At 64.6% G+C, this 26,610-nt stretch carries 22 protein-coding genes; 11 read left to right on the forward strand and 11 right to left on the reverse strand.

Annotated elements, in window-relative coordinates; all coding sequences use genetic code 11:
* Nucleotides 1-3: 3 nt before the first annotated feature.
* Together DSOUD_RS01665 and DSOUD_RS01670 are read right to left on the reverse strand one after the other, a co-directional pair.
* Nucleotides 4-1,539: a cytochrome ubiquinol oxidase subunit I gene (locus tag DSOUD_RS01665; protein WP_053549363.1), complete on the reverse strand. Its 1,536-nt coding sequence runs from the start codon at nucleotides 1,537-1,539 to the stop codon at nucleotides 4-6.
* A gap of 57 nt (nucleotides 1,540-1,596) precedes the next feature.
* Nucleotides 1,597-1,857, reverse strand: a complete 261-nt coding sequence (locus DSOUD_RS01670; protein ID WP_232426482.1) for a DUF4492 domain-containing protein — start codon at nucleotides 1,855-1,857, stop codon at nucleotides 1,597-1,599.
* 203 nt (nucleotides 1,858-2,060) lie between these two features.
* On the opposite strand from DSOUD_RS01670, the gene DSOUD_RS01675 reads away from it, so the two are divergent.
* The 6 genes from DSOUD_RS01675 to tkt all read left to right on the forward strand — a co-directional run bounded on the left by DSOUD_RS01675 (nucleotide 2,061) and on the right by tkt (nucleotide 10,966).
* Nucleotides 2,061-3,821, forward strand: a complete 1,761-nt coding sequence (locus DSOUD_RS01675; protein ID WP_053549364.1) for a histone deacetylase family protein — start codon at nucleotides 2,061-2,063, stop codon at nucleotides 3,819-3,821.
* Between the two features lie 203 nt (nucleotides 3,822-4,024).
* Nucleotides 4,025-5,092, forward strand: a complete 1,068-nt coding sequence (locus tag DSOUD_RS01680; protein ID WP_053549365.1) for a type IV pilus twitching motility protein PilT — start codon at nucleotides 4,025-4,027, stop codon at nucleotides 5,090-5,092.
* Nucleotides 5,085-5,534, forward strand: a complete 450-nt coding sequence (locus DSOUD_RS01685; RefSeq protein ID WP_053549366.1) for a hypothetical protein — start codon at nucleotides 5,085-5,087, stop codon at nucleotides 5,532-5,534. Before DSOUD_RS01680 ends, DSOUD_RS01685 begins: the two co-directional genes overlap by 8 nt.
* A gap of 303 nt (nucleotides 5,535-5,837) precedes the next feature.
* Nucleotides 5,838-7,142, forward strand: a complete 1,305-nt coding sequence (locus tag DSOUD_RS01690; RefSeq protein WP_053549367.1) for a pyridoxal phosphate-dependent aminotransferase — start codon at nucleotides 5,838-5,840, stop codon at nucleotides 7,140-7,142.
* A 114-nt stretch (nucleotides 7,143-7,256) separates the two neighbouring features.
* Complete coding sequence (locus DSOUD_RS01695) at nucleotides 7,257-8,621, forward strand: glutamate--cysteine ligase (protein WP_053549368.1); 1,365 nt, start codon at nucleotides 7,257-7,259, stop codon at nucleotides 8,619-8,621.
* A gap of 347 nt (nucleotides 8,622-8,968) precedes the next feature.
* Nucleotides 8,969-10,966, forward strand: coding sequence for a transketolase (gene tkt / locus DSOUD_RS01700; protein WP_082351004.1), 1,998 nt, complete (start codon nucleotides 8,969-8,971; stop codon nucleotides 10,964-10,966).
* 82 nt (nucleotides 10,967-11,048) lie between these two features.
* Here the strand turns inward: tkt and DSOUD_RS01705 are convergent, their stop codons facing one another.
* The 4 genes from DSOUD_RS01705 to DSOUD_RS01720 form a co-directional block, all read right to left on the reverse strand.
* Nucleotides 11,049-12,191, reverse strand: coding sequence for a sensor histidine kinase (locus DSOUD_RS01705; protein WP_053549370.1), 1,143 nt, complete (start codon nucleotides 12,189-12,191; stop codon nucleotides 11,049-11,051).
* Nucleotides 12,192-12,369: 178 nt separating this feature from the next.
* Nucleotides 12,370-13,125 carry a sulfite exporter TauE/SafE family protein gene (locus DSOUD_RS01710; RefSeq protein ID WP_053549371.1) on the reverse strand — a complete coding sequence of 252 codons (756 nt, stop codon included), beginning with the start codon at nucleotides 13,123-13,125 and terminating at the stop codon, nucleotides 12,370-12,372.
* Complete coding sequence (locus DSOUD_RS01715; protein WP_053549372.1) at nucleotides 13,125-13,898, reverse strand: tRNA threonylcarbamoyladenosine dehydratase; 774 nt, start codon at nucleotides 13,896-13,898, stop codon at nucleotides 13,125-13,127. Before DSOUD_RS01715 ends, DSOUD_RS01710 begins: the two co-directional genes overlap by 1 nt.
* Nucleotides 13,899-13,903: 5 nt before the next feature.
* Nucleotides 13,904-14,728, reverse strand: a complete 825-nt coding sequence (locus tag DSOUD_RS01720) for a TatD family hydrolase (RefSeq protein WP_053549373.1) — start codon at nucleotides 14,726-14,728, stop codon at nucleotides 13,904-13,906.
* Nucleotides 14,729-14,869: 141 nt separating this feature from the next.
* Between DSOUD_RS01720 and DSOUD_RS01725 the strand changes: the two genes are divergently transcribed.
* Together DSOUD_RS01725 and DSOUD_RS01730 are read left to right on the forward strand one after the other, a co-directional pair.
* Nucleotides 14,870-16,558, forward strand: a complete 1,689-nt coding sequence (locus DSOUD_RS01725; protein WP_053549374.1) for a methyl-accepting chemotaxis protein — start codon at nucleotides 14,870-14,872, stop codon at nucleotides 16,556-16,558.
* 122 nt (nucleotides 16,559-16,680) lie between these two features.
* Entirely contained in the window at nucleotides 16,681-16,935 is a 255-nt protein-coding gene (locus tag DSOUD_RS01730; protein ID WP_053549375.1) for a TIGR03905 family TSCPD domain-containing protein, read from the forward strand.
* Between the two features lie 98 nt (nucleotides 16,936-17,033).
* On the opposite strand, the gene DSOUD_RS01735 is transcribed toward DSOUD_RS01730, so the two are convergent.
* From DSOUD_RS01735 to DSOUD_RS01755, 5 genes are all read right to left on the reverse strand, one after another.
* Nucleotides 17,034-17,249, reverse strand: a complete 216-nt coding sequence (locus DSOUD_RS01735; protein ID WP_053549376.1) for a hypothetical protein — start codon at nucleotides 17,247-17,249, stop codon at nucleotides 17,034-17,036.
* A gap of 394 nt (nucleotides 17,250-17,643) precedes the next feature.
* Nucleotides 17,644-17,835, reverse strand: a complete 192-nt coding sequence (locus DSOUD_RS01740; RefSeq protein ID WP_053549377.1) for a YgaP family membrane protein — start codon at nucleotides 17,833-17,835, stop codon at nucleotides 17,644-17,646.
* Complete coding sequence (locus DSOUD_RS01745; protein ID WP_053549378.1) at nucleotides 17,832-21,056, reverse strand: efflux RND transporter permease subunit; 3,225 nt, start codon at nucleotides 21,054-21,056, stop codon at nucleotides 17,832-17,834. The genes DSOUD_RS01740 and DSOUD_RS01745 overlap by 4 nt, the downstream gene beginning before the upstream one ends.
* A 3-nt stretch (nucleotides 21,057-21,059) precedes the next feature.
* Nucleotides 21,060-22,118, reverse strand: coding sequence for an efflux RND transporter periplasmic adaptor subunit (locus DSOUD_RS01750; protein WP_232426526.1), 1,059 nt, complete (start codon nucleotides 22,116-22,118; stop codon nucleotides 21,060-21,062).
* 2 nt (nucleotides 22,119-22,120) lie between these two features.
* Nucleotides 22,121-23,455: a TolC family protein gene (locus tag DSOUD_RS01755; RefSeq protein WP_053549380.1), complete on the reverse strand. Its 1,335-nt coding sequence runs from the start codon at nucleotides 23,453-23,455 to the stop codon at nucleotides 22,121-22,123.
* A gap of 220 nt (nucleotides 23,456-23,675) precedes the next feature.
* Here DSOUD_RS01755 and DSOUD_RS01760 point away from each other — a divergent pair, with 220 nt between their 5' ends.
* The 3 genes from DSOUD_RS01760 to DSOUD_RS01770 all read left to right on the forward strand — a co-directional run bounded on the left by DSOUD_RS01760 (nucleotide 23,676) and on the right by DSOUD_RS01770 (nucleotide 26,608).
* Nucleotides 23,676-24,767: a TRAP transporter substrate-binding protein gene (locus DSOUD_RS01760; RefSeq protein WP_082351006.1), complete on the forward strand. Its 1,092-nt coding sequence runs from the start codon at nucleotides 23,676-23,678 to the stop codon at nucleotides 24,765-24,767.
* Between the two features lie 170 nt (nucleotides 24,768-24,937).
* Complete coding sequence (locus DSOUD_RS01765; protein WP_053549381.1) at nucleotides 24,938-26,038, forward strand: TRAP transporter substrate-binding protein; 1,101 nt, start codon at nucleotides 24,938-24,940, stop codon at nucleotides 26,036-26,038.
* A 72-nt stretch (nucleotides 26,039-26,110) separates the two neighbouring features.
* Nucleotides 26,111-26,608 (forward strand): TRAP transporter small permease, encoded by a 498-nt coding sequence (locus DSOUD_RS01770; protein ID WP_053549382.1) that lies wholly within the window; start codon nucleotides 26,111-26,113, stop codon nucleotides 26,606-26,608.
* The last annotated feature ends 2 nt before the right edge of the window (nucleotides 26,609-26,610 follow it).

The following is a 26,610-nucleotide window of genomic DNA, read 5'->3' on the forward strand; positions in this document are numbered from 1 at the left end:
CCCTTATGCTCCTTCCGGACCGATGGAAATCTGTTTGGTCATGATCTTCACCTCGGCGATCAGCAGCGCCGTAAAGAGGGCGAGAAAGATGAAGAAGGTGGTGGCGACGGTCGCCGAATCGAGGTTGGAGCGGGCCACGGACACGGGGAGCATCCCCTGGATCGCCCAGGGCTGGCGCCCGACTTCGGTGACGATCCAGCCGGCCTGCTGGGCGGCGTAGCCGAGGAAGAGGGAGATCACCCCCAGGCGCAGCAGGAAGCGACTCTTTTCGAGACGACCGCGCAGAGACTGCCACAGAAAAAGAACGAAGAGGAGAATGAAAAAGGTGCCGACGATGACCATCAGGCGAAAGGCGTAGAAGGTCAGAGCCACCGGCGGCACCGCCTCTTCCGGCGAGCGGAGGTACCCGTAGCCGAGGTCGCCGCGGTTGTCGTCGAAAATGGCCAGGGCGCTCTGGGCAAGCGCCCCATCGCCGGCCTTTTGCGCCGCCTTGTAGTCGCCGAGGGCGGAGACGGCCAGGCGCCCCCGTTCGATTCTGGCGTCGATCCCTTCGATCCCCTGGTCGGCGTTGCCGGAGACCAGGTCGTTGATGCCGGGGACAAAGCCGGTAAAACTGCGGTGCGCCATCAGGGTCAGCAGACCGGGGATCTCCACGGAGGCGAGAAAGGGGGGCTGGTCGTCGCCGGGCTTTTTGGCGCCGTTGACGATCCCCATGGCGATCAGGCCGGTGGGTGACTTTCCGTCCCACAACCCTTCCATGGCCGCCAGTTTCATCGGCTGGGTTCGCACGGTAATAAAGGCGTGCTCGTCGCCGGTATAAGCGACAAAGAGGGAGCTGAAAAGGCCGAAGACGCAGGCGACGGCGATGGAGCGTTTGGCAAAGAGGAGGTGCCGTCTCTTGAGGAGGAACCAGGAGGAGACGGCGACGACGAAGAGTGAGGCCAGGAGGAAGCCGGAACCGGTGGCATGGGCGAAGTGGCTGATGGCCACCGGCGAGGCGATGACCGCCCAGAGGTCCTGCATTTCGAAGCGGGCCATGTCGGGGTTGAACTTCATCCCCACCGGGTTCTGCATCCAGCCGTTGGCCACCAGGATCCACAGGGCCGACAGGTTGGCGCCTACCGCCACCATCCAGGTGGAGAAGAGGTGCATCCTTTTCGAGACCCGGTTCCAGCCGAAGAACATCACGGCAAAAAAGGTGGCTTCGATGAAGAAGGCGAAGATCCCCTCGATGGCCAGGGGGGCGCCGAAGATGTCGCCGACCATCCACGAATAGTTGGACCAGTTGGTGCCGAACTGGAATTCGAGGATGATGCCGGTGGCGATGCCGATGGCAAAGTTGATGGCAAAAAGGGTCATCCAGAAGCGGGTCAAGCGCTTCCATTCCTCGTTGCCGGTGCGCACGTAGATCGATTCGAAAAACGCGCACAAAAAGGAGAGCCCGAGGGTCAGGGGGACGAAGATCCAGTGATAACCTGCGGTGAGGGCAAATTGCGCCCTGGCCCAGTTCACCTGGCCGAGATCGATCTGATCAATCACAATGAAATACCTCCTGTGCTGGCGCGGCGCATTTCAGGCTCCGCGCGTTCGATGTTGTCACCGGGGCGAGCGCTGCGTCAGGTTCTGCAGCACATGGTCGGCCCGCTCCGCATCCGTAGAAAATTTCGTGGCGAGGAAATCGGGGAAGAAAAAGGTCTTGAGAAGGACGAACATGACAAAGAGCTTGAGGAGGACGATCGTCCACAGGGTGCGCCCCAGCACCATGGAGCGGAACCCGTCGACGTACATCCGGAAAAAACGATTCACCATACAGCCCACCGTCGCCCCCTCCCTCTTAATGATGACCAACTCGGTCATAAATACCTTTCCGGATCGGATCTGTCAAGCACCATTGACAGAAAATCTGCATGGACGCTAATTTTTAACGACCGGGAGATGTTTTGGACGTTTCCCTCCCTTGCCTCCTCACGCACCTGTGCGCCGGGGGAAATTCATGCTACAAATAGTCTGTGCAACAATCGCCGCCGGGCGATCCCTCTCCCCTAACCCGAGGAACCCCCATGTTCCGCATTCGCCGCATCTACGATACAAGCCTGCCGGTCAACCGCCAGGCCATCGCCCAGGTCCAGCAGATTCTCCGCGACCAGTTTCCGGAGCTCGACAAGAAGGATATCAAGAAACTCCCCGAGCAGTTGACCAACCCGTTGAAATATCGTTTCCGCTCCATACTTTCCGTGGCCGAGGACGATAAGGACCGGGGGGAGGTCAAGGGGTTTGCGCTCCTGCTGCACGCGCCGGATCTGAAATTCTGCTATCTCGAGTACATCTCGGCGGCGGAGAAGATGACCGGTCGCGGCATCGGCGGCGCGCTCTACGCCCGGCTGCGCTCCGAGGCGCGGGCGCTGGGGGTGATCGGCATCTTCATGGAATGCCTGCCGGACGACCCGGCGCTCTGTCGCGATCCGAAGATCCTCGCCCAGAACAGGGCGCGGCTCAAATTCTACGAGCAGTACGGCGCCCGCCCCTTCGTCGACACCGCCTACGAAACCCCCGTCAAGGAAGGGGACGACAACCCGCCCTTCCTGGTCTTCGACGACCTCGGCGAGGACGTCCAGCTCCCGGCGCAGCGCATCCGCAAGATCGTCCGGGCCATTCTCGAGCGCAAGTACTCCCACCTCTGCCCCAAGTCCTACATCGATCAGGTGGTCGATTCCTTTCGGGACGACCCGGTGCTGCTGCGGGAATTCCGCTACCATAAAAAGGAGCTCCCCAAGCCGGCCCAGAACGGCCCGCACCCGGTGGAGCGGCAGATCGCCCTGGTGGTCAACGACATGCACGACATCCACCACATCCGCGAGCGCGGCTATGTCGAATCGCCGGTGCGCATCCGCTCCATCCTCCGCGAGATCGAGCCGACCGGTCTCTTCCACCGTATCGCCGTGCGGCGCTTCGCCGAGCGGCACCTGAAGCGGATCCACGCCGCCGATTTTGTCGACTACCTCAAGACCATGTGCGCCGGACTTTCCGAAGGGAAGACCCTCTACCCCTACGTCTTCCCGATCCGCAACGCCGCCCGGCCGCCGAAGGAGATGGCGGTCAAGGCCGGCTACTACTGCATCGATACCTTCACACCCCTGACCCACAACGCCTTTCTCGCCGCCAAACGGGCCGCCGACTGCGCCCTGACCGCCGCCCGCAGCGCCCTCGAGGGACAGCGCCTCGCCTACGCCCTGATCCGGCCTCCGGGGCACCATGCCGAGCGCCGCGCCTTCGGCGGTTTCTGCTATTTCAACAACGCGGCGCTGGCCGCCGAAGAACTCTGCGGCTACGGCCGGGTGGCGGTCCTCGATATCGACTACCACCACGGCAACGGCACCCAGGACATCTTTTACTCCCGCCGCGACGTCCTGACCGTCTCCATCCACGGCCACCCGCGTTTCGCCTACCCCTACTTCAACGGCTTCGACGACGAGACCGGCATCGAGCGCGGCCTCGGCTACAACCTCAATATCCCCCTCCCCGAGCACCTCGACGGCGTCGGCTACCGGGTGGCGCCGGGGAAGGCGATCAAGCGCATCCAGCGCTTCAAGCCGGCCTTTCTGGTCATCGCTCTCGGACTCGACACCGCCAACGGCGATCCGACGGGGACCTGGAGCCTCAAGGGGGCCGACTTTCGCGAAAACGGCCGCCTCCTCGGCCAGCTCGGCCAGCTCGGCCTGTCGACGGTCGTCATCCAGGAGGGGGGGTACGACAGTCGGGTCCTCGGCAGCAACGCCCGCCAGTTCTTCCGGGGGCTCTGGGAGGGGACCTTCGGGGATTGACCCCTTCGGCCGCTTCCGGGGCGCCGCGTCAAAAAGCCGACAGGAAGCCGGCCGCCCGGGATGTCGAAGCGGCAAAAAATGGGGGAGAAAGAGGGGGCGGCAAAGGGGTTCGTTTCTTGCAGATCCAGGCTGCGGGGCGATTCCCTCCCCCCGGACGGCGCCGCCGCCGGAAACCACCCCTTTTATAATAGGATCTCCCTTCCATGGCAAAAATTGACGCCCTGTTCAAGGCCCTGCGCGACAAGGGCGGGTCCGATCTCCACGTCTCCCCCCAGAACCCGCCCCTGATGCGGTCGGCCGGCGACCTCGTCCCGCTCCTGCCGCAGAAGCTCTCCCACGACCAGAACAAGATGCTCTTCTACGAGATCATGACCGAGGCCCAGCGCAAGGACTTCGAAGAGGCCAACGACATCGACTTCGCCTACGAGGTCCCCGCCCTGGCGTCGCGCTTCCGGGCCAATATCTTCTACAGCCGCCTCGGTATCAGCGCCGTTTTCCGCCTGATCCCCACCAAGATCCTCACCGCCGCGCAGCTCGGCCTCCCGCCGGCCATCCTCAAGATGACCGAGCACAAGCGGGGCCTGGTCCTGGTCACCGGACCGACGGGGAGCGGCAAGTCGACGACTCTGGCGGCGATGATCGACCACATCAACCGCACACGCAAGGAGCACATCCTCACCATCGAGGATCCGGTGGAGTTCGTCCATGTCAGCCAGCAGAGCCTGATCAACCAGCGGGAGGTCGGCAAACACACCCGCTCCTTTGCCGCCGCCCTGCGGGCGGCGCTGCGGGAGGACCCCGACATCATCCTCGTCGGCGAGATGCGCGATCTGGAGACGATCGAGCTGGCCATCACCGCCGCCGAAACGGGGCATCTGGTCTTCGGCACCCTCCATACCAACAGCGCCTCGAAGACCGTCGACCGGATCATCAACGTCTTTCCCACCAATCAGCAGGAGCAGATCCGCACCATGCTCGGCGAGTCCCTCAAGGGGGTCCTGGCGCAGAACCTCCTGAAGACCGTCGACGGCAAGCGCTGCGCCGCCCTGGAGATCATGACCGTCACTCCGGCGGTCGCCAACCTGATCCGCGAGGGGAAGACCTTCCAGCTGCCGTCGATCATCCAGACCGGCAAGGGGGACGGGATGCAGCTCATGGATCAGGCGATCCAGGGGCTGCTGACGCAGAAGAAGATCGGCCTGGAGGAGGCCCACAAGTTCGCCAACAACAAATCTCTCTTTCCCCTGCCGGCGGGAGGCGCCCATGGATGAACAGACGATCGCCAAGGAGACCCGGGACGTCCGGCTGGTTCTTTCCGACGGGACGCCCCTGGCCGGGGAGGTCTTTCTCAACCTCTACGGCGCCCACCATTTCGGGCCGCAGCGGGTCGGCGATCTCCTCCTCGGGCCCGAGCGGTTTCTCCCGCTGCGCGGTGCCTTCGGGACCCGTCTGGTCAATATCGCCCACATCCTCCAGGCCCGCGTCGGCGCCACGGAGGAGGCCGACCCCCTCATGCTCCTCGGGGAACGCCACGCCGTGGCCGTGACCACGGTGAACGGCGATCGGATCGAAGCCCTCCTCTACGCCAACCTCCCCGACGGCAGCCAGCGGGTCAAGGACTACCTCAACCAGCCGCTGCGCTTCTTCATCTTCTTTCTCCCCGACGAAGTCCTCTACCTGCATCGCGACGCCATCCTCTGGGTCGAGGACTGACGGCCCCTCTGGGCGGCGAGGAAACGATTGACTTTGCCGCCCTGCCGTGATACCCACATGCCTTACGGAGATTGCCGATGGAGAGAAAAGGGTTCGGACAGCCGAGCAGGACACAGGGAGGCCGAGCGGGGATCGCAGCGGCCGCAAGTCCGGCCTGTGCCCGATGCCTTGGTGATGGGGGCTGACCGCCCCTGACAGCGATTCACAAAGGCCATGGGCAAGGTGCTCATGGCCTTTTTCTATACGATTCACCCTGGCAGCAGAGCGGCCGGACCAATTTTAACGGGGAGCAGGGGAAACGACATGCGGAACAACATCGTGCACATCGGGGCGGGGGAACTGACCTACGAAATCCGGGCCATCGTCGAGATCGCCGAGAAGCTCAACAAGCTCGGAATCAAGACCAACATGGAGAACATCGGCGATCCGGTGGCCAAGGGGGAGAAGATCCCGGCCTGGATGAAAAAGATCGTCGCCGATCTGGCGATGAAGGACTGCTCCTACGGCTACTGCCCGACCCGCGGCCTCCTGGAGACCCGCACCTTCCTCTGCGATGTCACCAACCGCCGCGGCAAGACCCAGATCTCCCCGGAAGACATCATCTTCTTCAATGGCCTCGGCGACGCCATTCAGAAGGTCTACGGCCTCCTCCGTCGCGAGGCGCGGGTCATCGGACCCTCGCCGACCTATTCGACCCACTCCTCCGGCGAAGCGTCCCATGCCGGACAGAAGCCGGTCTCCTACCGTCTCGACCCGGACAACAACTGGTATCCCGACCTCGACGATCTGCGCCTGTCGGTGAAGTACAATCCGGCGATCTCGGGTATTCTCATCATCAATCCGGACAACCCCACCGGGGCCGTCTACCCGGAGCGGATCCTCAAGGAGATGATCGCCATCGCCAAGGAGTACGACCTCTTTATCATCAGCGACGAGATTTATCACAACATCGTCTACAACGGCCAGTCGACCAAGCCGATCTCCGATCTGATCGGCGACGTCCCGGCGATCGCCATGAAGGGGATCAGCAAGGAACTCCCCTGGCCCGGCTCCCGCTGCGGCTGGATCGAGGTCTACAACGCCGACAAGGATGCGGTTTTCAATCAGTACGTGCAGAGCATCCTCAACTCGAAGATGGTCGAAGTCTGCTCCACCACCCTGCCGCAAAAGGCGATCCCGCCGATCATGAGCCATCCCGAGTATCCGGCCTATCTCGAGGAGCGCAAGAGCCGCTACGAGCGCTGCTCCAACGTCGCCTACGAGATCCTCAGGAAAGTCCCCGGAATCAAGGTCAACCGCACCAACGGCGCCTTCTACATGAGCGTCGTCTTCGAAAAGGGGAAGCTGACCCACAAGCAGACGTTGCCGATCAAGGTGGAGGAGGTCCGGGCGCTGGTGAACGGGCTGGTCACCGCCCCCGGGGTCTCCCTCGACAAACGCTTCGTCTATTACCTGCTGGCCTCCACGGGGATCTGCGTCGTCCCCCTCTCCTCCTTCTGTACGGCCGAGCAGGGGTTCCGCATCACCCTGCTGGAGCGCAACGAGAAGGAGTTCTCCCGCATTTTCGAGGAGATCGGAGCGGCGATCACCGCCTATCTTCAGTCCTGAGGAGCTCCGGCGGTTTGGCATCTTCGACGGCGATGGTATCATGGACGGCAGGGGCAGTCCTTTCGGCCCGCTTCCGGGCACCGTCTTCCCCGCGGGGAAAGGGTTCGCACTGACATGACGACACTGGTCAAGCCACATCTCGAGCGCCCCGTCGAATCGCATCGGGACCTGGTCGACTATCTGGCCCGGGGTGCCCGTCCCCGCCCGTCCTGGGGGATCGGCGCCGAAATGGAGAAGCTGGTCATCGACGCCGACAGCGGCGAGGCGGCCCCCTTTGACCGCATCGAGGCCCTCCTGCTGCGCCTCGAACGCCTCGACGGCTGGCAGGGGATCCGGGAAGAAGGGCGGCTGATCGCCTTGATCGGCGCGCGCTCCTCCATCACCCTCGAGCCGGGGGGGCAGCTCGAACTCTCCGGCGCCCTCTGTCCCGACATCCACTGCTGCAACGGCGATTTTTCCCGGCATATCGCCCAGATCGTCGCCGAGGGGACCCCCCTGGGGCTGCGCTTTCTCGGCCTCGGGGTGCAGCCCTTCACCCCCCTGGAGAAAATCGACTGGCTCCCCAAGGAGCGTTACGGCGTGATGGGCCCCTACATGGCCCAGACCGGCGACCTGGGGCAGGCGATGATGAAGCAGACGGCCGGGCTGCAGGTCAACCTCGACTACGCCGACGAGGCCGACTGCATCGCCAAGCTCCGTCTCGTCCTCGCCCTCTCCCCCCTCTTCTACGCCCTCTTCGCCAACTCCCCCCTTCGCGGCGGCGTGCCGAGCGGTTTCCTCTCCACCCGCGGCGAAATCTGGTCGCGCACCGACCCCGACCGCACCGGGCTTCTCACCCAACTCTTCGCCGACGGCGCCGGTTTTTCCACCTATGTCGACTACGCCCTCGACGTGCCGATGTATTTCATCATGCGCGGCGGCCGCTACCTCTCCTGCACCGGCGAGCGCCTCACCTTCCGCCGCTACCTGCAGCAGGGGTTTTCCGGGGAGACGGCGACCCTCGGCGACTGGGACCTCCACCTCTCGACCCTCTTTCCCGAGGCGCGGCTGCGCCCGCAGATCGAGGTTCGCACCCCGGACAGCCTGCCGCCGCACCTGACAATGGCGGTCGCGGCCCTGGTCAAGGGACTCCTCTACGACCAGGAGGCGCTTTCGGCGTGCTGGGAAATCTTCGCCCGGCAAACCCAGGAGGAGCGGGGCGAACTCTATGTCCAGTCGTGGCGCCGCGGCCTCAGGACCCCCATGGGGAACCGGACACTGAAGGAGGTCGCCGTCGAGGTCCTCGCTCTGGCGCGCGCCGGGCTGGCGCGCCAGGGGGCCCGAAACGGCCGCGGACTCGATGAGACGATCTATCTCGACGGAATCGAGGAGATCGCCGAAAGCGGCGTGACCCTCGCCGAACGGCTCCTCTCCCGCTGGCACGGCTCCCGGGAGGAGAAGGTGGCGCTCCTGGTGGAGCACTGCGGGTTCGGCGTCTAGGAGCCAGCCGGCTCATGGATAGTCCGACAGGCTCCCAGGATAAAACTGTGCTTCCGCACAGGTGGCGACAGCAGGAGTCTCCCCGGATTTTTACGGGAATCCCCGTGGAAATCCTCGTCCTTTCCAACTATGATCGGAACCATCGAAGGCCTGTTGTGGCAGGCGGGCCGGCGATACCTTCTTCGTTGAGTACCTTCGCACTACGTGATCAGGGCCGGTTCAAGGGGATGCCTCCCCTCAAGAACCGGCCCTGATTACGTTTTATCCCCTCCCGACCCTTTCCCCCCTTGAAAAGGAGGGACGATCCTGCTTCAATGGAAACTTCCCCCCTCTCCAGAGGAGATTCCATGAGACAGCCCGCCTTCGACCCGCAACTCGCCCGTCACGCCATCGACACCATCCGCCTGCTGGCCGCCGACGCCGTCGAGGCGGCCAACTCGGGGCACCCCGGGACCCCCATGGAGGCGGCCCCCATCGCCTACCTCCTCTACAGCCGCCATCTGCGCCACAATCCGCAGAATCCCCGCTGGCCCGGCCGCGACCGCTTCCTCCTCTCCTGCGGTCATGCCTCGGCCCTTCTCTACAGCATCCTCCACCTCACCGGTTACGATCTTTCCCTGGAGGATCTGCAGCGCTTCCGTCAGATCGGCAGCCTCACCCCCGGCCATCCCGAATACGGCCATACCCCCGGCGTCGAGACGACGACCGGTCCCCTCGGCCAGGGTTTTGCCGTCGGCGTCGGCATGGCCATGGGGAGCCGTTTTCTCTCCGCCGAGGTCGACTCCGGCCTCTTCGATTACCGCATCTACGCCCTGTGCTCCGACGGCGACCTGATGGAAGGGGTGGCGTCCGAAGCGGCCTCCCTCGCCGGCCACCTGCGGCTGGGGAATCTGATCTATCTCTACCTCGACAACCGTATCACCATCGAGGGGGGGACGGATCTCTCCTTCAGCGAGGAGGTGGCGACGCGCTTTCTTGCCTACGGCTGGCAGGTGCAGCACGTCGAGGGGGAAAATCTGCCGGAGATCGACGGCGCCCTCGAGGCCGCCAAGGGCGATCCCCGGCCGTCGCTGATCATCGCCCGCACCCACATCGGCCAGGGGTCCCCCCACAAGCAGGACAGCGCCGAGGCCCACGGCGCCCCGCTGGGGACCGAGGAGCTGCGCCTGACCAAGGCCGCCTTCGGATGGGACCCCGAGCTCTCCTTCGTCGTTCCGGCGGCGGTGCGGGAGCACCTCAGGGGGGCCGTTGCCAGGGGCGCCGAGATGGAAAGACAATGGTGGGAGGAACTGGGGCGGCGCCAGGATCTCGATCCGACCCCTTTTGCTCCCTGGCTCGCGGCCCGGGAGGGGGAGCTCCCCGCCGGTTGGGATCAGGACCTGCCGGTTTTCCCCCCCGGCGCCGAGGCGATGGCGACCCGCAAGGCCAGCGGCCTGGCCCTCAACGCTGTCGCCGGACGCATCCCCTTTCTCCTCGGCGGCTCCGCCGACCTGGCCCCCTCCAACAATACGTCCCTTTCCGGCGCAGGGGCCTTCGCCCCGGGGCGCAGCGGCCGCAACATCCACTTCGGGGTGCGCGAGCACGCCATGGGGGCGATCCTCAACGGCCTGGCCCACACCGACGGCCTGATCCCCTTCGGCGGCACCTTCCTCATCTTCTCCGATTACATGCGGCCGCCGATCCGCCTGGCGGCGATGATGGGTCTGGCGCCGATCTACGTCTTCACCCATGACTCCATCGGCCTCGGCGAGGACGGCCCGACCCACCAGCCGGTGGAGCAGCTGACGGCGTTGCGCGCCATCCCCGGCCTGACGGTGATCCGCCCCGCCGACGCCAACGAGACGGCGGAGGCCTGGCGGGCGGCGATCTCCAATCGTCGCGGCCCCACCGCACTCATCCTGTCGCGCCAGAACCTCCCCCTCCTCGATCGGGGGATTTTCGCTCCGGCGTCCGGACTTCGGCGCGGCGGTTACGTTCTGGCGGCCGAAGAGGGAGCTCTGCAGGGGATCGTCATTGCCAGCGGCTCCGAGGTCCAGCTCGCCCTGGCGGCCCGGGAACTTCTGCAAAAAGAGGGGATCGGGGTGCGGGTCGTCTCCCTGCCGAGCTGGGAGATCTTCGAAGCCCAGGATCGTCCCTACCGCGAGTCGGTCCTGCCGCCGTCCTGCGCCCCGCGCCTCGCCGTCGAGGCGGCCTCCCCCCTCGGCTGGGATCGTTACGTCGGCGACCGGGGAGCGGTGATCGCCATGGCGGGGTACGGAGCCAGCGCCCCGGCTTCCGCCCTCTTCGAGCACTTCGGATTCACGGCGGCGGCGGTGGCCGAGAAGGTGCGGAGTCTCCTCGGCTGAAGGGGAGGGCGGGGAGAAGAAGACGAGAAAGGGGCGCCACCGAGAAGACGGTGGCGCCCCTTGTTTTAGGTGAGATTGCCGTCTACCCCTCCCGAAGCGACGGGTAGACGGCGCGGAAGGTGGTTCCCTCCCCCGGGAGGCTGGTAAAGGAGATTTCCCCTCCGAGATAGCCGCTGAGAAGTTTCATGCTGTAGGTGCCGAGTCCCCGGCCGCTCCCCCTGGTGGAGAAGGAGCGCTGAAAGATCTGGTGGCGGTTTTCCGGCGGAATCGTCCCGGGGTTGTGAACGGCAAAGGCGAAGGCCTCCCCCTGCCGGTCGACGGCGACGGTGACCGTCTCCCCCCGGGGCGTCGCCTCCAGGGCGTTTTTGACCATGTTTCCGAGGATCCGGCCGAGGAGGGCTCGGTCGCTGTGCAGGAGCGCTTCGGCGTCAAGAGGGCGCAGAACCAGGAGCCGGTCCCGGGCCGATTCCTGCCCCCGGCAGGTGGCGACGATCTGCTCGAGAAAGAGATTGACGGCCACCGGCTCGATCCGGGGTCGCAGCTCGCGGTTTTCCGCGGCGAGCAGGGTGCGCTGTGCCTGGATTTCGTCGATGACCTGTCCGGCGGCGGCATGGATCTGAAAAAAGACCTCTTCCTTGTCTTCGAGATCGTAGCTGGTGAGGAGTTCGGCGAAGCCGCGAATGCTCCCGACGACGTTGAGCAGGTCGTGGAAGAAAATATGCTCGAGGGCGCGGCGGCGTTTTTCGTCGCTGATGTCGCTGGCGGCAAAGACCGCGAACTCCTCGCCGGAGAAGTGGAGGGGAGAAACGAAGATCCGCAGGTCGAGAGCTTCGAACCCGTTCGGGATGCGCCGGGTGATGCGGCATTCCCGGGTCTCGTCCCGGCCGGTGAGGCCGGCGAGGATGGCCAGGACCGCGCCGCAGGTGCTGCACCCCTCGCCGGTGCCGCATCCACCGTCTTCTTCAGTGGGTCGCAGGCAGCCGAGAGCCTCGCCGGGACGGAGGCCGAGGAGAGCCTTCTCGCCGTCGACGCCGATCGCCTCGAAAAGGGCGCGGTTGGCGAAGACGATCTGCCGCTGGGCATTGAGAATAGCCAGCAGCGACGGCACCCGTTCAAGGAGCTGACGGGGGAGGGAGGTCTCGGAAAAATAGGCGGCCTGGCGCCGGAGGTCGGCGCCGGAGGCGCGTTCGGCGGGGGCAAACCGGGTCGGCAACGGTTCGGGCATGACGGAATTCCTCCTAGGAGTCTGTCGGACTATACGGGGCGAAGCGAAAAATTGGATATTTGAGGACAGATTCGAGCTCGTTTGAGGTCCAATAGTCGTCTCTATTGGTCGAAAAGGAGCTCGGATGTGGACCTAATAGACGATTTTGCAGCCGGCTCATGGATAGTCCGACAGGCTCCTAGGGAGCAAAGAGCAGCTTCAGGGCGAAGACCAGGACGGTGAGGGAGACGACGCGCTTGATCCAGTCGTGACCTTTTTTCACCGCCACATGGGTGGCGACCCAGCCGCCGGCGCTGTTGCCGACCGCCAGGGCGATTCCCAGGGGCCAGTTCACCTGGTCGTGCCAGAGGAAGACCGCCAGGGCGGGGATGGTGAAGATCAGCACGACGATGATCTTGACGGCGTTGGTTCGGACCAGGTCGACGCCGTGGAGCATGAGGGCCGGAATGATAAGGAAGCCGACCCCCGCCTGGATAAAGCCGCCGTAGACGCCGATGGCAAAGAAGGAGAGGAGGAGCACCGCGGCGCGCCCCGGGGTGATGACCAGCTCTTCCCGGCGGCGATTTTTCATCGGATCGACGAGGGTGAAGACGAGGATGCCGATCATGATGACGGCGAGGAGACGCTGGAAGAGAACCTCGTCGATGTCCACCGCCAGCCGGGCGCCGAGGAAGCTGCCGACGATGGCCGGCAGGGAGCAGAAGAGGGCGAGACGGGCGGGGAAGATACCCCGGCGGCGAAAGGCGTCGACGGCGAAGACGTTCTGGAAGAGGACCCCGACGCGGTTGGTGGCGTTGGCGACGGTGGCCGGCAAGCCGAGGAAGATGAGGAGGGGCAGGGTGAGAAGGGAGCCGCCGCCGGCCAGGATGTTGAGAAACCCGGAGACGAAGCCGACGGCGATCAGGGCCAGCACCTGCAGGGGGAACGAGTCCATCAGGGGGTCCCTTCTCCGAGGAGGGTGCGGATCACTTCGCCGGCCATGGTCAGGCCGAAGAGGGGGGGGATGTAGGAGGAGCTGCCGAGAATCACCCGCCGGTCGCCGCAGCTCCAGCGCTGGTCCTCCCTGCTCGGGCAGATGCAGTTGGCGGCGCAGACCGCCGTCTCGCCGGAGAGAGGACGAAACTCTTCGGTGGAATAGACGACCGGAACCCCCGAGACGATCCCCCTCTTGCGCAGCTCCTTGCGGATGATGCGGGCCAGGCGGCACTTCTGGGTGTCGAAGAGGTCGGCGACGGCAATCTTTTTCGGGTCGAGCTTGTTGGCCGCTCCCATGGAGGCGATGATCGGCAGCCCCCGCTCGCGACAGCTCTGGATGAGATGGAGTTTGGCGGTGATGTGGTCGATGCAGTCGAGGACGTAGTCGTACCCGCGGCCGAGGAGCTCCTCGGCGTTTTTCGCCTCGTAAAAGGACTGGATCGGCTCGACCAGGGCGGCCGGATTGATCGCCCGGCAGCGTTCGGCCATGACCAGGACCTTGGGACGGCCGATGGTGCCGTCGAGGGCGTGAATCTGGCGGTTGACGTTGGTCAGGCAGATGTCGTCGAAATCGACCAGCGTCAGGCGTCCGACGCCGGCCCGGGCCAGGGCTTCGGCGGCGTAGCTGCCGACCCCGCCGATGCCGAAAACGGCGACGGAGGCGGAGGCCAGGCGGTCGATCCCGGCGCTGCCGACGAGGAGCTGCATGCGGCTGAAACGGTGCTGATCCATGGACGTCAAATTCCTCTGCTCTGGGAGGGGGGAATGCCGGCCGCAGATCTCTTCTCGAGGCGCAGAACCCGGCGGGTGTTGGCGGCTGTGATGCGGGCGGTTTCGGCCTCGCTCCAGTTGCGGATTTCGCCGACGCACCGGGCGACCAGCGGCAGATAGGCCGGGCGGTTGACGGTCCCGCGGTGGGGGTGCGGGGCGAGGTCCGGGGCGTCGGTTTCGAGGACCACCCACTCCGGAGGGATGGCGCGCAGGACTGCTGCGGCGCGCCGGGACCCGGGGAAGGTGAGGGTTCCGCCGAAGGCGATGGCGAAGCCGAGGGCGATGGCTTCCCGGGCCGTTTCGGGGCTGCCGGAAAAGGCGTGGAAGATCCCACCGACCTTTTCGGCCCCCTCCTCGCGCAGGATGGCCAGCAGGCGGGCGCTGGCGCGGCGGCAGTGAATCAGCACCGGCAGGCCGGCGGCCACCGCCAGTTGCAGCTGGCCGCGCAGCGCCGCTTCCTGGAGAGCGGCCCCGGGCTCCGGCAGGAGACGGTCGAGACCGATCTCGCCGATGGCCACCACCAGGGGATCGTGCAGCAGGGTGGCCAGCTCCCTTGCCGCTTCGTCGTTCCAGTCGGCGGCTGATCCGGGATGGAGCCCCGGGGCGGCATAGGCCCCCAGGACGGCCCGGGCGGTCTCCAGTACCCCCGGCCAGCTGCGGCGGGCCACGCCGGGGATGAGAAAGTTCCCGACTCCGGCCGCACCGGCCCGTTCCATTTCCCGGGGGAGATGGTCCACCAGCGGCGGCGCATCGAGATGGACATGACTGTCGAAGAGGAGAGGAATTTTCATCGTCGGCGATGCTACCACAGGGAGGCGGGTCAGGGGAAGGGGGCCAGGGGAAATCCTTGCCTTGGAAGGGTTTCTGTGTTATTTGCTAAGGGTTCGAATTTTAATCATAAACGTGATTTCCGATCACCAATGGGAGGCTCCATGGCTGAAGCCGGCAATATCCAAATTTCCTACCTGCGCAAGGTCTTCTTCTTCACCCATATGGCGGGGATCATGGCCGGTCTGGTCTTCCCCTTTCCCATCTCCCTGATCATCGGCCCGGAGGCCCGCTCCCTCCCCTTCGTCCTCGGCTGCGTGATCATGGGCTTTGCCGTCGGTGCCACCATGTACCAGTTCGTGCGGGTGACGCTGAAAAAACAGTTACGGCAGCAGCTGGTCCTTTTTCGGCCGATGATCGGCGAAATCGATTTCTCCGGCGAGACCGTCGAGGGGATGCAGGCCGCAATCGAGGCCGCCGTCGGCCAGGTCGACTCCCTGGTCCAGGAATTGCTGAGCACCGTCGACAAGTTCGTCCCCCATTACCGCGGGCTTGCCGATTCGAGCCAGTACCTCTCGGAGCGGGCCCAGGAAGGACTCGCCGCCGCCGGCGCCACGCGCCGCGATGTCGAGGGGATGGAGCAGAAGCAGAAGGAGATCGCCACCCAGATCGAGACCCTCTCCCACCGCACCCAGGACGAATCGGCGATCTCCCGGCAACTCTCGGCCTCTCTCGAGGAAATGGCCTCCGCCATGGATCACTCCACCTCCCAGTTTCTCGAAACGACCACCAGCGTCGACGAGGTCGCCTCGAGCGTGCGGGAGGTGGGGATTCAGGCCGCCGAGATCGCCCATTCGGTGGAAGGGACCGCCCAGAACCTCGACGCCATCGACGAGTCGCTGGAGAAGATCCGCGCCGGAGCCAAGGCCAGCGCCAAGGCGGCCGAAGCCGTCAAGGAAGACGCCGAAAGCGGACTCAACGTAGTGAAGATTTCCATCGAGGAGATGGAGCGCATCGAGCAGGAGAGCCAGCGGGCCAAGGAGGCGATGGCGCGCCTCTCCCTGCAGACCGGCGAGGTGGCCAAGATCATCGAGGTCATCAAGGAACTGGTCTCCGATACGGAACTGCTGGCCTTCAACGCGGCGATCATCGCCGCCAAGGCCGGCGACGAGGGACGAGGATTTTCCGTGGTCGCCGAGGAGATTCGCGACCTGGCCGACCGCACCACCACCAGCGCCCAGGACATTCACCGCATCGTCATGGCCATCGGCGAGGATACCCGCGAGGTGACGGAGGCGGTCGATGCCACCGGCCAGCGCATCAGTCGCGGCAAGGAACTCTCCCTGTCGACGGGGGAGGCCCTGCGCAAGATCGTCGCCAGTTCCCGCGACGCCTCCACCTCCTCCGATGAAATTTCCGCCCTGACCGGCCGGGAAGGGGAGAGAGCCAGGGCCCTTCTCAACGACGCTGGCGGGAGTCTGCAGTCGGTCAAGGCGATCGCCCGGGCGATCCAGGAACAGCAGACCGCCATTGCCCGCATTCAGGAAGGGGTCAACCAGATGAAGGGGGCCTCCGATCAGATCGGCCGCGGAATGGAGGAGCAGGTCCGGGCCAACCGGGAATTCCACAAGGGGCTCGGCGAGCGCGAGGGGCAGATCCAGGCGATCACCGAGGCGACCCGCTTCCAGATGCAGACCACCCAGCGGGTTTTCGTTCACTTTGAAACATCGGAAAAACGGCTGCGGAAAAACGCCGACCGCTCCAAGATCATCAACAGTGAAATCTCCGAGCTGGAGATCCTGGCCGGGCGCCTGCGGGAACTGGGGGATCTCTTCGCCTCCCATAGGGCCTGAAAATTTAGATCCGAGTATATGGAAAGATGAATTTTATCTTGGCTCCGTCCCGGCGTCCGTGCTATAGCTCTGCCGAAACAGAGACGTCTGCAGCAACGGACGGAAGTGCGAGGAGGGGATCGATGAAAACGACGTTTACCACCCAGGGGACCTGCGCCAAATTTATCGATATCGAGCTCGACGGCGACATCGTGGTCGAGGTGCGGTTCATCGGCGGCTGTCACGGCAACCTGCAGGCGGTTTCCCGGTTGATCCAGGGGGAGCGCATCGACCGGGTGATCGAAGTGCTGCGCGGCATTGTCTGCCGCAGCGGCACCAGCTGCTGCGATCAGCTGGCCCGGGCCCTCGAAAGGACCCGACTCTCCATCGCCAGCTGAAGATCGGCCGACGGGGAAATGGCCGAAGGCAGAATTGAAAAAAGCGCGGAGGCTCTCTCCGCGCTTTCTCTTTTCCGGCAACCCTCGGCACGACCGGATCAGTCGTTTTTCCGGTATTCCTTCGGCATGGTCTGGCCGTTCGGCATCATCTCCGTGACAGGGGGTTTTCCGTGGGCCTGGCGGTATTCCTTGCGCCTGCACTCGTTCATCTGCGGCCCCTTGCAGTAGGTCTTGATGAATCCGCGGCAGGCCAGATCAAGGGTTCCCTGATACTCCTTGAAAAATCCGCAGGTCTCCAGCAGTTCGCATTGCATGATCGCCTCCTTTTTCTCTCTTTGTTGATACCCGTACTCGTCTTTCTCCTCATGGCAAGAGAGCACTTTTCTTGGGAATGTCCTGAAAAGGACCGGAGCATAAGTCCCGGTTAATATATAGCAAGGGGCGGGCCAATCTTGATTTTTCCTGGACAGGGAGGGTCTTTTCCCCCCAGGTCTCTGAAATTACACTAATGTTCCCGATTGCGGGGCGTATCAGGAAGAACGGGAACCCCGGGGACCTTACGGCAATTGGCGGGATTGCCGCCACGATTTCCCCGACAGGTCGCCATCGGGCGGGGCCAAAACAAAAGGGGGGAGGCATCGCCTCCCCCCTTTTGTTGTTGATTGAAGCTTCTGCTCAGCTCCTCTCCCCTTCGCGAAGAGCCTCTCCTTACCCCTCCTTGACGCCGAGTTTGCGAAGGATGGTGATCATGGGGCACCAGTCGGTAAAGGCGCTCTGAAAGAGGTTGAGGCCGACAAAGGCGGTGAAAAAAAGCCAGTAGGGGGAATGGTAGTGGGCCAGCATGGCGCTTGCCATGACGAAAAACCCGGCGATCAGGCGCAGAAAACGGTTGATGGTCATTTTTGGAATCTCCTTGCGTGTTGTTCGGCTTTCTTGCCGTAGATGAGCCAGTAGACGACGGGAATCACCACCAGGGTGAAGGCGGTGGAGGCGAAGACCCCGAAGATGATCGACCAGGCCAGGCCGGAGAAGATCGGGTCGAGGGTGATGATCCAGTTCCCCAGGAGTGCCGCTCCGGCGGTGAGGAGGATCGGCCGCATGCGGACGGCGCCGCTCTCGACGATCGCCTCCTTCAGGGGGGTGCCGCGGCGCAGGGCGTGGTGGATGAAGTCGATGAGGATGATCGAGTTACGCACCACGATTCCGGCCAGGGCGATCATGCCGATCATCGCCGTGGCGGTGAAAAAGACCGGGGTGTTGTAGCCGCCGACGGGGGAATCGAGGATCAGGTTGAGGATCCAGAAGCCGGGCATGATGCCGATCATCGTCAGGGGGATGGCGGCCATGATGATCAGCGGCATGGCCGTGGAGCCGGTTTCGATGAGGAGGAGGATGAAGATCAGGACCAGGGCGGCGCCGAAGGCGATGCCGAGGTCGCGAAAGACATCGAGGGTAATTTTCCATTCCCCCTCGCCGCTCCAGACGACGCTCGTCCCCAGGGGGAGGGGGTGGTCCTTGAAGTGCCCCGAGAGGTTGAGAATGGAGTTGACCGGGCTCTTCCCCGCCGTCTCGCCGAAGACGTAGACGACCCGCTCCAGGTTCTTGTGATAGATCGTCGGCTCCAGGGGGTGGCTGACGAAGGCCCCGAGTTCGGAAAGGCGCACCAGCTCCCCGGTTCGGCTCCGCAGCTGCAGCCCTTCCAGGGCGGCGGCCGAGTAGCGGCGGGAGAGGGGGAGGCGCAGGAGGATCGCCAGGGGGTTGCGTTCCGAATCGACATGAACGCTGCCGACCGCGTCGCCGCCGAGGGCCAGGGCCAGGGTTCGGGCGATTTCGTCGTTGCTGATGCCGGAGAGGGCGGCCTTTTCCCGGTCGGGGACGAAGTGCAGCCGGCGCTGGGGATATTCCACCGTATCGTCCACATCCACCACCTTGTCTTCGCTGGTCATCCGGGCACGGACCAGGCCGGCGGCGGCGATCTGGTCGCCATAGGAGATCCCCGGTTCGGCGTAGACCTCGGCGGCCAGGGTGGCGATCACCGGCGGTCCCGGGGGAACTTCCACCACCTTGAGGAGGGCGCCGTGGTCTGCGGCGATGCGCGTCAGATCGTCGCGCAGGCGCAGGGTGATGGCGTGGCTCTGCTGGGCGCGTTCGCTCTTGTTCACCAGGTTGACCCGGATGTCGGCGACGTTGGGCCCCTGGCGCATGTAGTAGTGGCGCACCATGCCGTTGAAGTCCATGGCGCTCGCCGTGCCGACGTAGGATTCGAAGTCGGTGACCTCGTTGACCGTCGCCAGATAATCCTCGAGAGCGCGCACGGCGGCGTCCGTCGTTTCGAGGGTCGTCCCCTCGGGGAGGTCGACCACCAGCTGGAACTCGTTCTTGTTGTCGAAGGGGAGCATCTTCATCGGCACCAGGTTCAGCGCCGGCATGGCCATCGATCCCAAAAGGAGGAGAAGAACAACCCCGACCAGGGTCCAGGCCTTCCCCCTCGATTCGAGAAAGGGGGTCATCAGGCGCCCGTAGACCCGATAGATGCGGCTCTCCTCGAGGACGTACTCCTTCTCTTCCGTGCCGTACTGTCCCTTGAGGACGTGGTAGCTCATCCAGGGGGTGACGGTAAAGGCGACCAGGAGGGACATGATCATGGTCAGCGGCAGGTTGATGGCCATCGGGCGCATGTAGGGGCCCATCATCCCGGTGATGAAGAGCATCGGCAAAAAGGAGAGGATGACCGCCAGCGTCGCCAGGATCACCGGCGGGCGGACCTCGTCGATGGCCGAGAGGACGGCGTCCCGCGGCGGCTCCTTCTTCATCTTGAAGTGGCGGTAGATGTTTTCCACGTCGACGATCGGGTCGTCCACCAGAAGACCGAGAGCGAGAACGAGGGCGAAGAGGGTGACCCGGTTGATGGTGAAGCCGAACCAGTAGTTGACGATGAGGGTCAGCGAATAGATGATCGGAATGGAGACGGCGACGATGAGCGCTTCGCGCCAGCCGAGGGCGAAGAAGACCAGGGCGAGGACGGTGACGATGGCGATCACCAGGTGGGTGATGAGCTCGTTGACCTTGTGGTCGGCCGTTTCGCCGTAGTTGCGGGTGACCCGCACCTCCATCCCGTCGGGGATGATCGTCCCTTCCATCCCCCGCACCGCCGCGATCACCTCTTTGGCGACGACCACGGCGTTGGTCCCCTTCTTCTTGGCGACGGCGATGTTGACCGCCTGGTGCTCGCGCCCTTCGGCCGCTGCCGCCGCATCGCCGGCCGGACCGAAACGGAGCCGGGTGTAGGTGTCGGCCTCGGCCATGTCGTCGGCCACCGTGGCGACGTCCCGCAGGTAGACGGGGACCCCCTCGTTGACGCCGACGACCAGGTCGGCGACCTCGGCGGCGGAGCGGAAAAAGGCGCCGCCCCGCACCAGGATCTCCTCGTTGTTCCGCTGGAAGCTGCCGGCGGGGAGTTCGAGATTGGCGCCGTCGAGAGCCCGGCGGATATCGAGGAGGGTAAGACCCCGCGCGCTCACCCCCTGCGGGTCGAGATCGACGCGTATGGCCCGGACCCGACCGCCGATGACGGTGGTGATCGAGGTGTTTTTTACCGACTGCAGGCGGTCGACGACTTCCTCGGCGACCCGGCGCAGCTCGAAATCCGTGGCCTCTTTGGAGTAAAGGGAAAGGTTGACGATCGGCACATCGTCGACCTCCACCGGCTTGACGACCCAGCCGCTGACCCCCGGAGGGATGATGTCGACCTGGGTGCTGATCTTGTTGTGCAGCTTGACCAGAGAATCGATGCGGTCCTCGCCGACGTAAAAACGGGCGGTGACCACCGCCATGTCGGGGAGGGACATGGAGTAGACGTATTCGACGCCGTCAACCTGGTAGAGGAGCTTTTCGAGGCGGGTCGAGACCTGCTTTTCGACTTCTTCGGCGCTGGCGCCCGGCATATGGACGTAGACGTCGGCCATGGGGACGACGATCTGCGGCTCTTCTTCCCGGGGGGTCAGGAGGAGGGCGGCGGCTCCGGCCAGCAGCGACAGGACGATGAGGATGATCGAGAGGTTCCCCTCGAGAAACTTGTCGACGATCCGTGTCGCCAAGGAGTGATGCTTATTCTCCGCCATGAATCAGCCCTCCACCCGGGAGCCGCTGCGGGCCCGCCGGGTTTCGTCGGCTACGTAGGATTCGCCGGCGGAGAGACCGGAGAGGATTTCCACCTGGTCGCCGAAGGTGCGTCCGGTCTTGACGAGGCGGTAGCGCAGTATCCCCTTCTCGACGACATAGATCCCGGTGAGCTGGCCGCGGTGAACCAGGGCGGTGGCGGGGACCTGGAGCGTTTCCGCCGCTTCGGCTTCGGCCGAGACCCGGGCAAAGAGCCCGGCGCTGAGTCCGGCAACCTGGTCGAGGTCGAGTTTGACGGCAAAAGAGCGGGTGCCGGGGTCGGCGGCCGGGAGGATTTCACCGACCCGGGCGCCGACTCTTGCCCCGAGGGCGGGGATTTCCACCGTGAAGGGGGTGCCGAGGGTCGTTTCGGCCAGGCTCGATTCGGGAAGATTGACCCGAACCCGCCAGGCTCCGGCCCGGTCGAGGACCAGAAGCGGCGTGCCGGGAAAAACCGTCGACCCCTCCTCGATGAGCTTGCGGACCACCCGGGCCGAATAGGGGGCCCTGAGTCGGGAATGGGCGGCGGTCGTGCGGGCGACCTCGACGGCCGCCGTCGCCTGAGCCAGAGCCTGGCGGGCCATCTCCAGTTCGGCGTCGATCCGGTCCATTTCCTGCGGAGTGACGGCGCTGCGCGTGAAGAGTTCCCGGTAACGGGCCTCGGTTTTTCTTGCCAGATCCAGCCGGGCTGCGGCTCCCTTGCGGGCCCCTTCCGCTTCGGCCAGGCGCTCTCCCCCCTGGTTGTCGGCGAGGGTGATGAGGAGGTCTCCCTTCTCGACCCGGTCGCCGGGGCGCACGGCGATCTTCAGGATGCGTCCGTCGATCTGGGCGGCGAGGGTTCCCCGATCGGGGCTCTCCACGGTTCCCACATGAAAATTCGCCTGCGAGACCGAGGACACGACGGCGGTTGCCAGGGGGAGGCCGGTGATCACCGGCGCCTCGGCGGCGGTCCGGCCCGGTTCGATCTCCCCTCCGCAGCCGAAGAGCGAAGCGGTGGTCAGCAGGGTTATAAAGAGGACGGTCATTTTCACGGGGAATTCTCCTCGGCAGGAAGCAGGGATTCGATAAAGGTTCCACTCTGGAAACGGATGTTCCCCAGGGCGAGAATCAGGCGGCTTTCGGCGTTGACCGCCTCGAAACGGGCGCCGTCGAGGGCCGTCTGGAGGGCCAGGAGGTCGCTGAGATTGCTGAGGCCGGCGTCGTAGCGGTCGAGCAAAAGGCGCCGGCTTTCCTCGGCGGCTTCGAGTGCCTGGCGGGCGGAGGCGAGCTGCAACCGCGCCTCTTCGGCCCGCAGTCGGGCTTCTTCCCGGTGGAATTCGGCCTGACGGGAGATCTCCATTCGTCTCGCTAGGGCGGCGTTTCTGGCGGCGGCGGCGCTCTGTTTCAGGTGCGATTTTCCCAGGCCGTCGAAAATCTCCCACGTCAATCCGGCCCGGACGCTCCAGGCCCTCCCCTCGGCGCCGAAGGGGGTTTCTTCATCGTGCAGGGCGTAGGCGGCGCTGAGCCCGGCCCGGGGGAGAAAGGCGGCGCGGCTCTGACGATAGGCGAGATCGGCGGCCTCGGCTTGGTGGGTCAGGGCCGAAAGGTCGGCCCGTTCCCCCCCGGCGACGGCCGGAACGGCGGCGAATTCCTCGGCGGAAAGAGGCGCGGCGATGTCGGCCTCGCCGCCGCTGCGCCCGAGGGCCAGCGCCAGCCTTTTACGTGCCAGAGTCAGGTCGTTGCCGGAGCTCAGGGCGCGACGCTCGGCCTCGGCCAGAGCAACCCGGGCCCGCAGGGTATCGGCCAGGAGGCCGAGCCCGGACTCCTGGCGCAGTCTGGCGAGACGCTCGGTTTCCCGGGCTTCCTTGAGCGAACTCTCGACCCACTGGCGGGCCGATCCGGCACTCTGCACCGCAAGATAAGCCTGAAAGGCGGAAAAGGCCGCTTCTTCGGCGCTCCAGCGGGCGCCGGCCTCGGCGGCCTCAGCCCCCCGGGCGGCGCGCCGGGCGCCGTAGGAGATGTCGGGATCGAAGAGCGGCTGCTCGAGGGTGAGTCGGGTCTCGAAGTCCCGGGTCGTGGGAGGGTCGTTGTAGGGGGCGGCCGAGGGATAGAGGATCAGGCGTTCCTGGTTGAGGGTGGCAAAGAGGCTTCCCGCCGGTTCGTCGGTGGCGCTGAAGGTCTCGCTGAGGACGACCCGGGGAAAATAACGGCTGCGGGCGGCGTCGGCGGCCGAGCGGGCGGATTGCGCCTCCTGGCGTGACGCCTCGACGAAGGGGCGAGCGGCCACCGCCTCGCGCAGGGCCTGGCGCAGGTCGACGTCTGCGGCCTCTCCGAGAATGGGGATGCCGAGGAAAAGAAGTGAAATGAACAGGGTGATGCGCATGATCGAAGGTCCCCCTTTTAAATATTCGAAAAAAAATATATATTAAAAATCAGATCGGGTCAAGGGGAATGTCCCTTGGGGCGGAGCCGGGGACCATTTCGTCCGAAATAATTTTCCCTTGACCCTCCCCTGTCCCGCCGCTATGCTTCCGCTGAGTAAACGAACTCCAATACTACCGGATTTCATACACATTTCAATGTCTTGCCAAAGGAGAACAGCGATGGTGCATCGGTCTTTTCAGTGGGCGTTTCTGCTTTTGGCAGGTTTTGCAGTATTCCTGATCGGCGGCTGCGACAGGGAGGCGCCTTCCGCCCCGGCACAAAAGACGCAGGAGGCCCCCTCCGGCAACGATCCCCTGGCGGCCTGGAAGCCGGCCTTCGACCCCTCCGGCGCCTCCTTTGTCTACACCCTCTCCAACGTCGATCACCCGGCCATCGAGGGGATCGCCGTCGGTTTTGCCATTCGCGACCGGGTCTGGCAGGAGAGCGGCGGCCGTCTCTACGTCGATTTCCGCCCCCTGGCCCAGCTCGGCGGCGAAAAGGACGTGATCAGCAAGCTCAAACTCGGCGCCGTGCAGGGGATGCTCTGCTCCTCGGTGGCGGCGGTCAACGTCGCCGACCGGCTGGGAGTCGTCAACCTCCCCTTCGTGGTCGACAGCTTCGACAAGCTCGAAGCCTTCCGCAACGATCGGGCGCTCTTCGCCGAATACGGCGCTACGGCCCTCGAACAGGGGGTCAAGGTCGTCGATTTCACCGGCTACGGCGCCTATGGCTGGGCGACCACATCGCCGGTGCGCACCCTGGAGGATGCTCGGGAGATCAACTTCCGTATCGCCCAGGCCCCGGTCAACGCCGATATCTACAAGGCATGGGGGCTCAAGTTTACCGTCATGCCCTGGCCCGATGTCCCGCAGGCGCTGCAAACCGGGGTGATCAACGGTCTCGATCACACTCCCATCGTCTGCTCCATTACCAAAAAATTCGACGTCGCCCGCTACTTTACGCGCCTCGACTACGCCCAGGGGCTCTACATCCACCTGATGAACCGCGCCTGGTTCGACAAGCTCCCGGCCGACCTGCAGGCGATCCTGATTGCGGCCATCGAAGTCGAGAGCGCCCGTGCCCGCAGCCTCACCCGCACGCAGCAGAACGCCGAGATCGCCGCCGCCGAACTAAAGGGAGTCGAATTCTTCACCCTCTCCGCGGAGGATCGCGACAAGCTCAGGGAGCTGAGCATCCCCGTCTACCAAAGCTGGGGGGAGAAGGTCGGCGAAGATTTTCTCGCCCGGGTCCGCTCCGCCCTCGGCCGCTGAGTCGCGGGGTTTGTCGGGGGGTGTTCCGCCCCGCCGAACGGCTGTCTTGTCCGGGAAAATAAGGGCCGGAACAGGGGCTAGGTAACCGAGAAACCGTTTTTAAAACAAACAGCGTTTGTGCTAAGCTGGCCGCTCGCCAATCCCATTATCCTGTAAAAGGAGCGCTCAAGATGAAAAGAGGATGGATCGTGCTGCTGGCACTCACCCTGCTGCTTTCCCCGGTTGCCTGCAAGAAGGACGAAGCTCCCCCGGCCAAGGAGGCCAAGGAGGCCAAGGCTCCGGAGGCGGCGACCACCGCCGCTCCCCAGGATCCCCTGGCCACCTGGAAGCCGGCTTTCGACCCGTCCAAGGCCGAATACACCTATATTCTCTCCAATGTCTCCCATCCGGCCATCGAGGGGGTCGGCGTCGGCTATCGGATTCGCGACCGGGTCTGGGAGAAGAGCGGCGGCCGGCTCTATGTGGATTTCCGCCCCCTGTCCCAGCTCGGCGGGGAAAAGGACGTTATCAGCAAGCTCAAGCTCGGCGCCGTGCAGGGGATGCTCAGCTCCTCGGTGGCGGCGGCCAACGTCGCCGATCGCCTCGGCATCGTCAATCTCCCCTACGTCGTCGACACCTTCGACAAGCTCGACGCCTTCCGCAACACCCCCGAGCTCTGGGAACCGTTCAGCGAGGCGGCCTTCGCCGAGGGGATCATGGTCCCCGATATCACCGGTTACGGCACCTACGGCTGGGCGACGACGACGCCGGTGCGCACCCTGGCGGACGCCGCCGGGGTCAACTTCCGCATCGCCCAGGCGCCGGTCAACACGGACATCTACAAGGCCTGGGGGCTCAAGTTCACCGTCATGCCCTGGCCGGACGTACCCCAGGCACTGCAGACCGGCGTGATCAACGGCCTCGACCACACCCCGACAGTCTGCAACATCACCAAAAAGTTCGAGGTCGCCAAGTTTTTCACCGAAGTCAACTACGCCCAGGGGCTTTTCATCCACCTGATGAACCGCCAGTGGTTCGAAAAGCTCCCCGCCGACCTGCAGCAGATCCTCCTCGAGGTCATCGCGGAGGAGAGCGCCGCCTCCCGCGTCCGCACCCGCGCCCAGCACGAGGAGCAGATCGCCGCGGCCAAGGCGAAGGGGGTTGAATTTTTCGTTCTTTCGGAGGATGATAAGGCCGCTTTGGTGAAACTCACCGCGCCGGTCTATGAAACCTGGGGGCAGAAAATCGGTGCCGATTATCTGGCCCGGGTACGCTCGACTCTGGGGGACTGATTTCCCCGGGATCATGGCAGACAACAGCGGCCGGGGAGAGCGATCTCCCCGGCCCTTTTTTTGGGACAATAGATGCTGAAAAGAATCTTCAAGGCCGTCGACCGCGCCTTCGTTTTCGTCGAGGACTGGTCCCTCTTTGTCGCCGTCGCCTTCGCCCTGCTGGCGGCCATGGCCAACGTCATCCTGCGCAAGACGACCTCCATCAACCTCTACTGGTCCGACGAGGTGGTGCGCAAGGTGATCTTCTTCACCACCTACATCGGCTGCAGCGTCGCCATCCGCAGCCGCTCCCTGATCCGCATCGACGCCGTCCCCCAGATCTTTCCCGTGACCAAGAAGGCCCTGACCCTCCTCAGTCACCTGGCGGTCCTGGTCTTTGCCCTTCTGATGGTCTACCTGGGGGTGAAGATGACCGTCTCCGTCTATCATGACGAATACGCCCGTACCGCCACCCTGCAGATTCGCGAATGGCTCTTCTATGCCGTCCTGCCGCTCATGGGGGGGATGATGTTTATCCGCACTCTGCTGGTCATGGTTGAAGACTGGCGCGGTTCGGCAGGGGAAGGGTGATC

Source organism: Desulfuromonas soudanensis (assembly GCF_001278055.1).
GTDB classification, from domain to species: domain Bacteria; phylum Desulfobacterota; class Desulfuromonadia; order Desulfuromonadales; family WTL; genus Deferrimonas; species Deferrimonas soudanensis.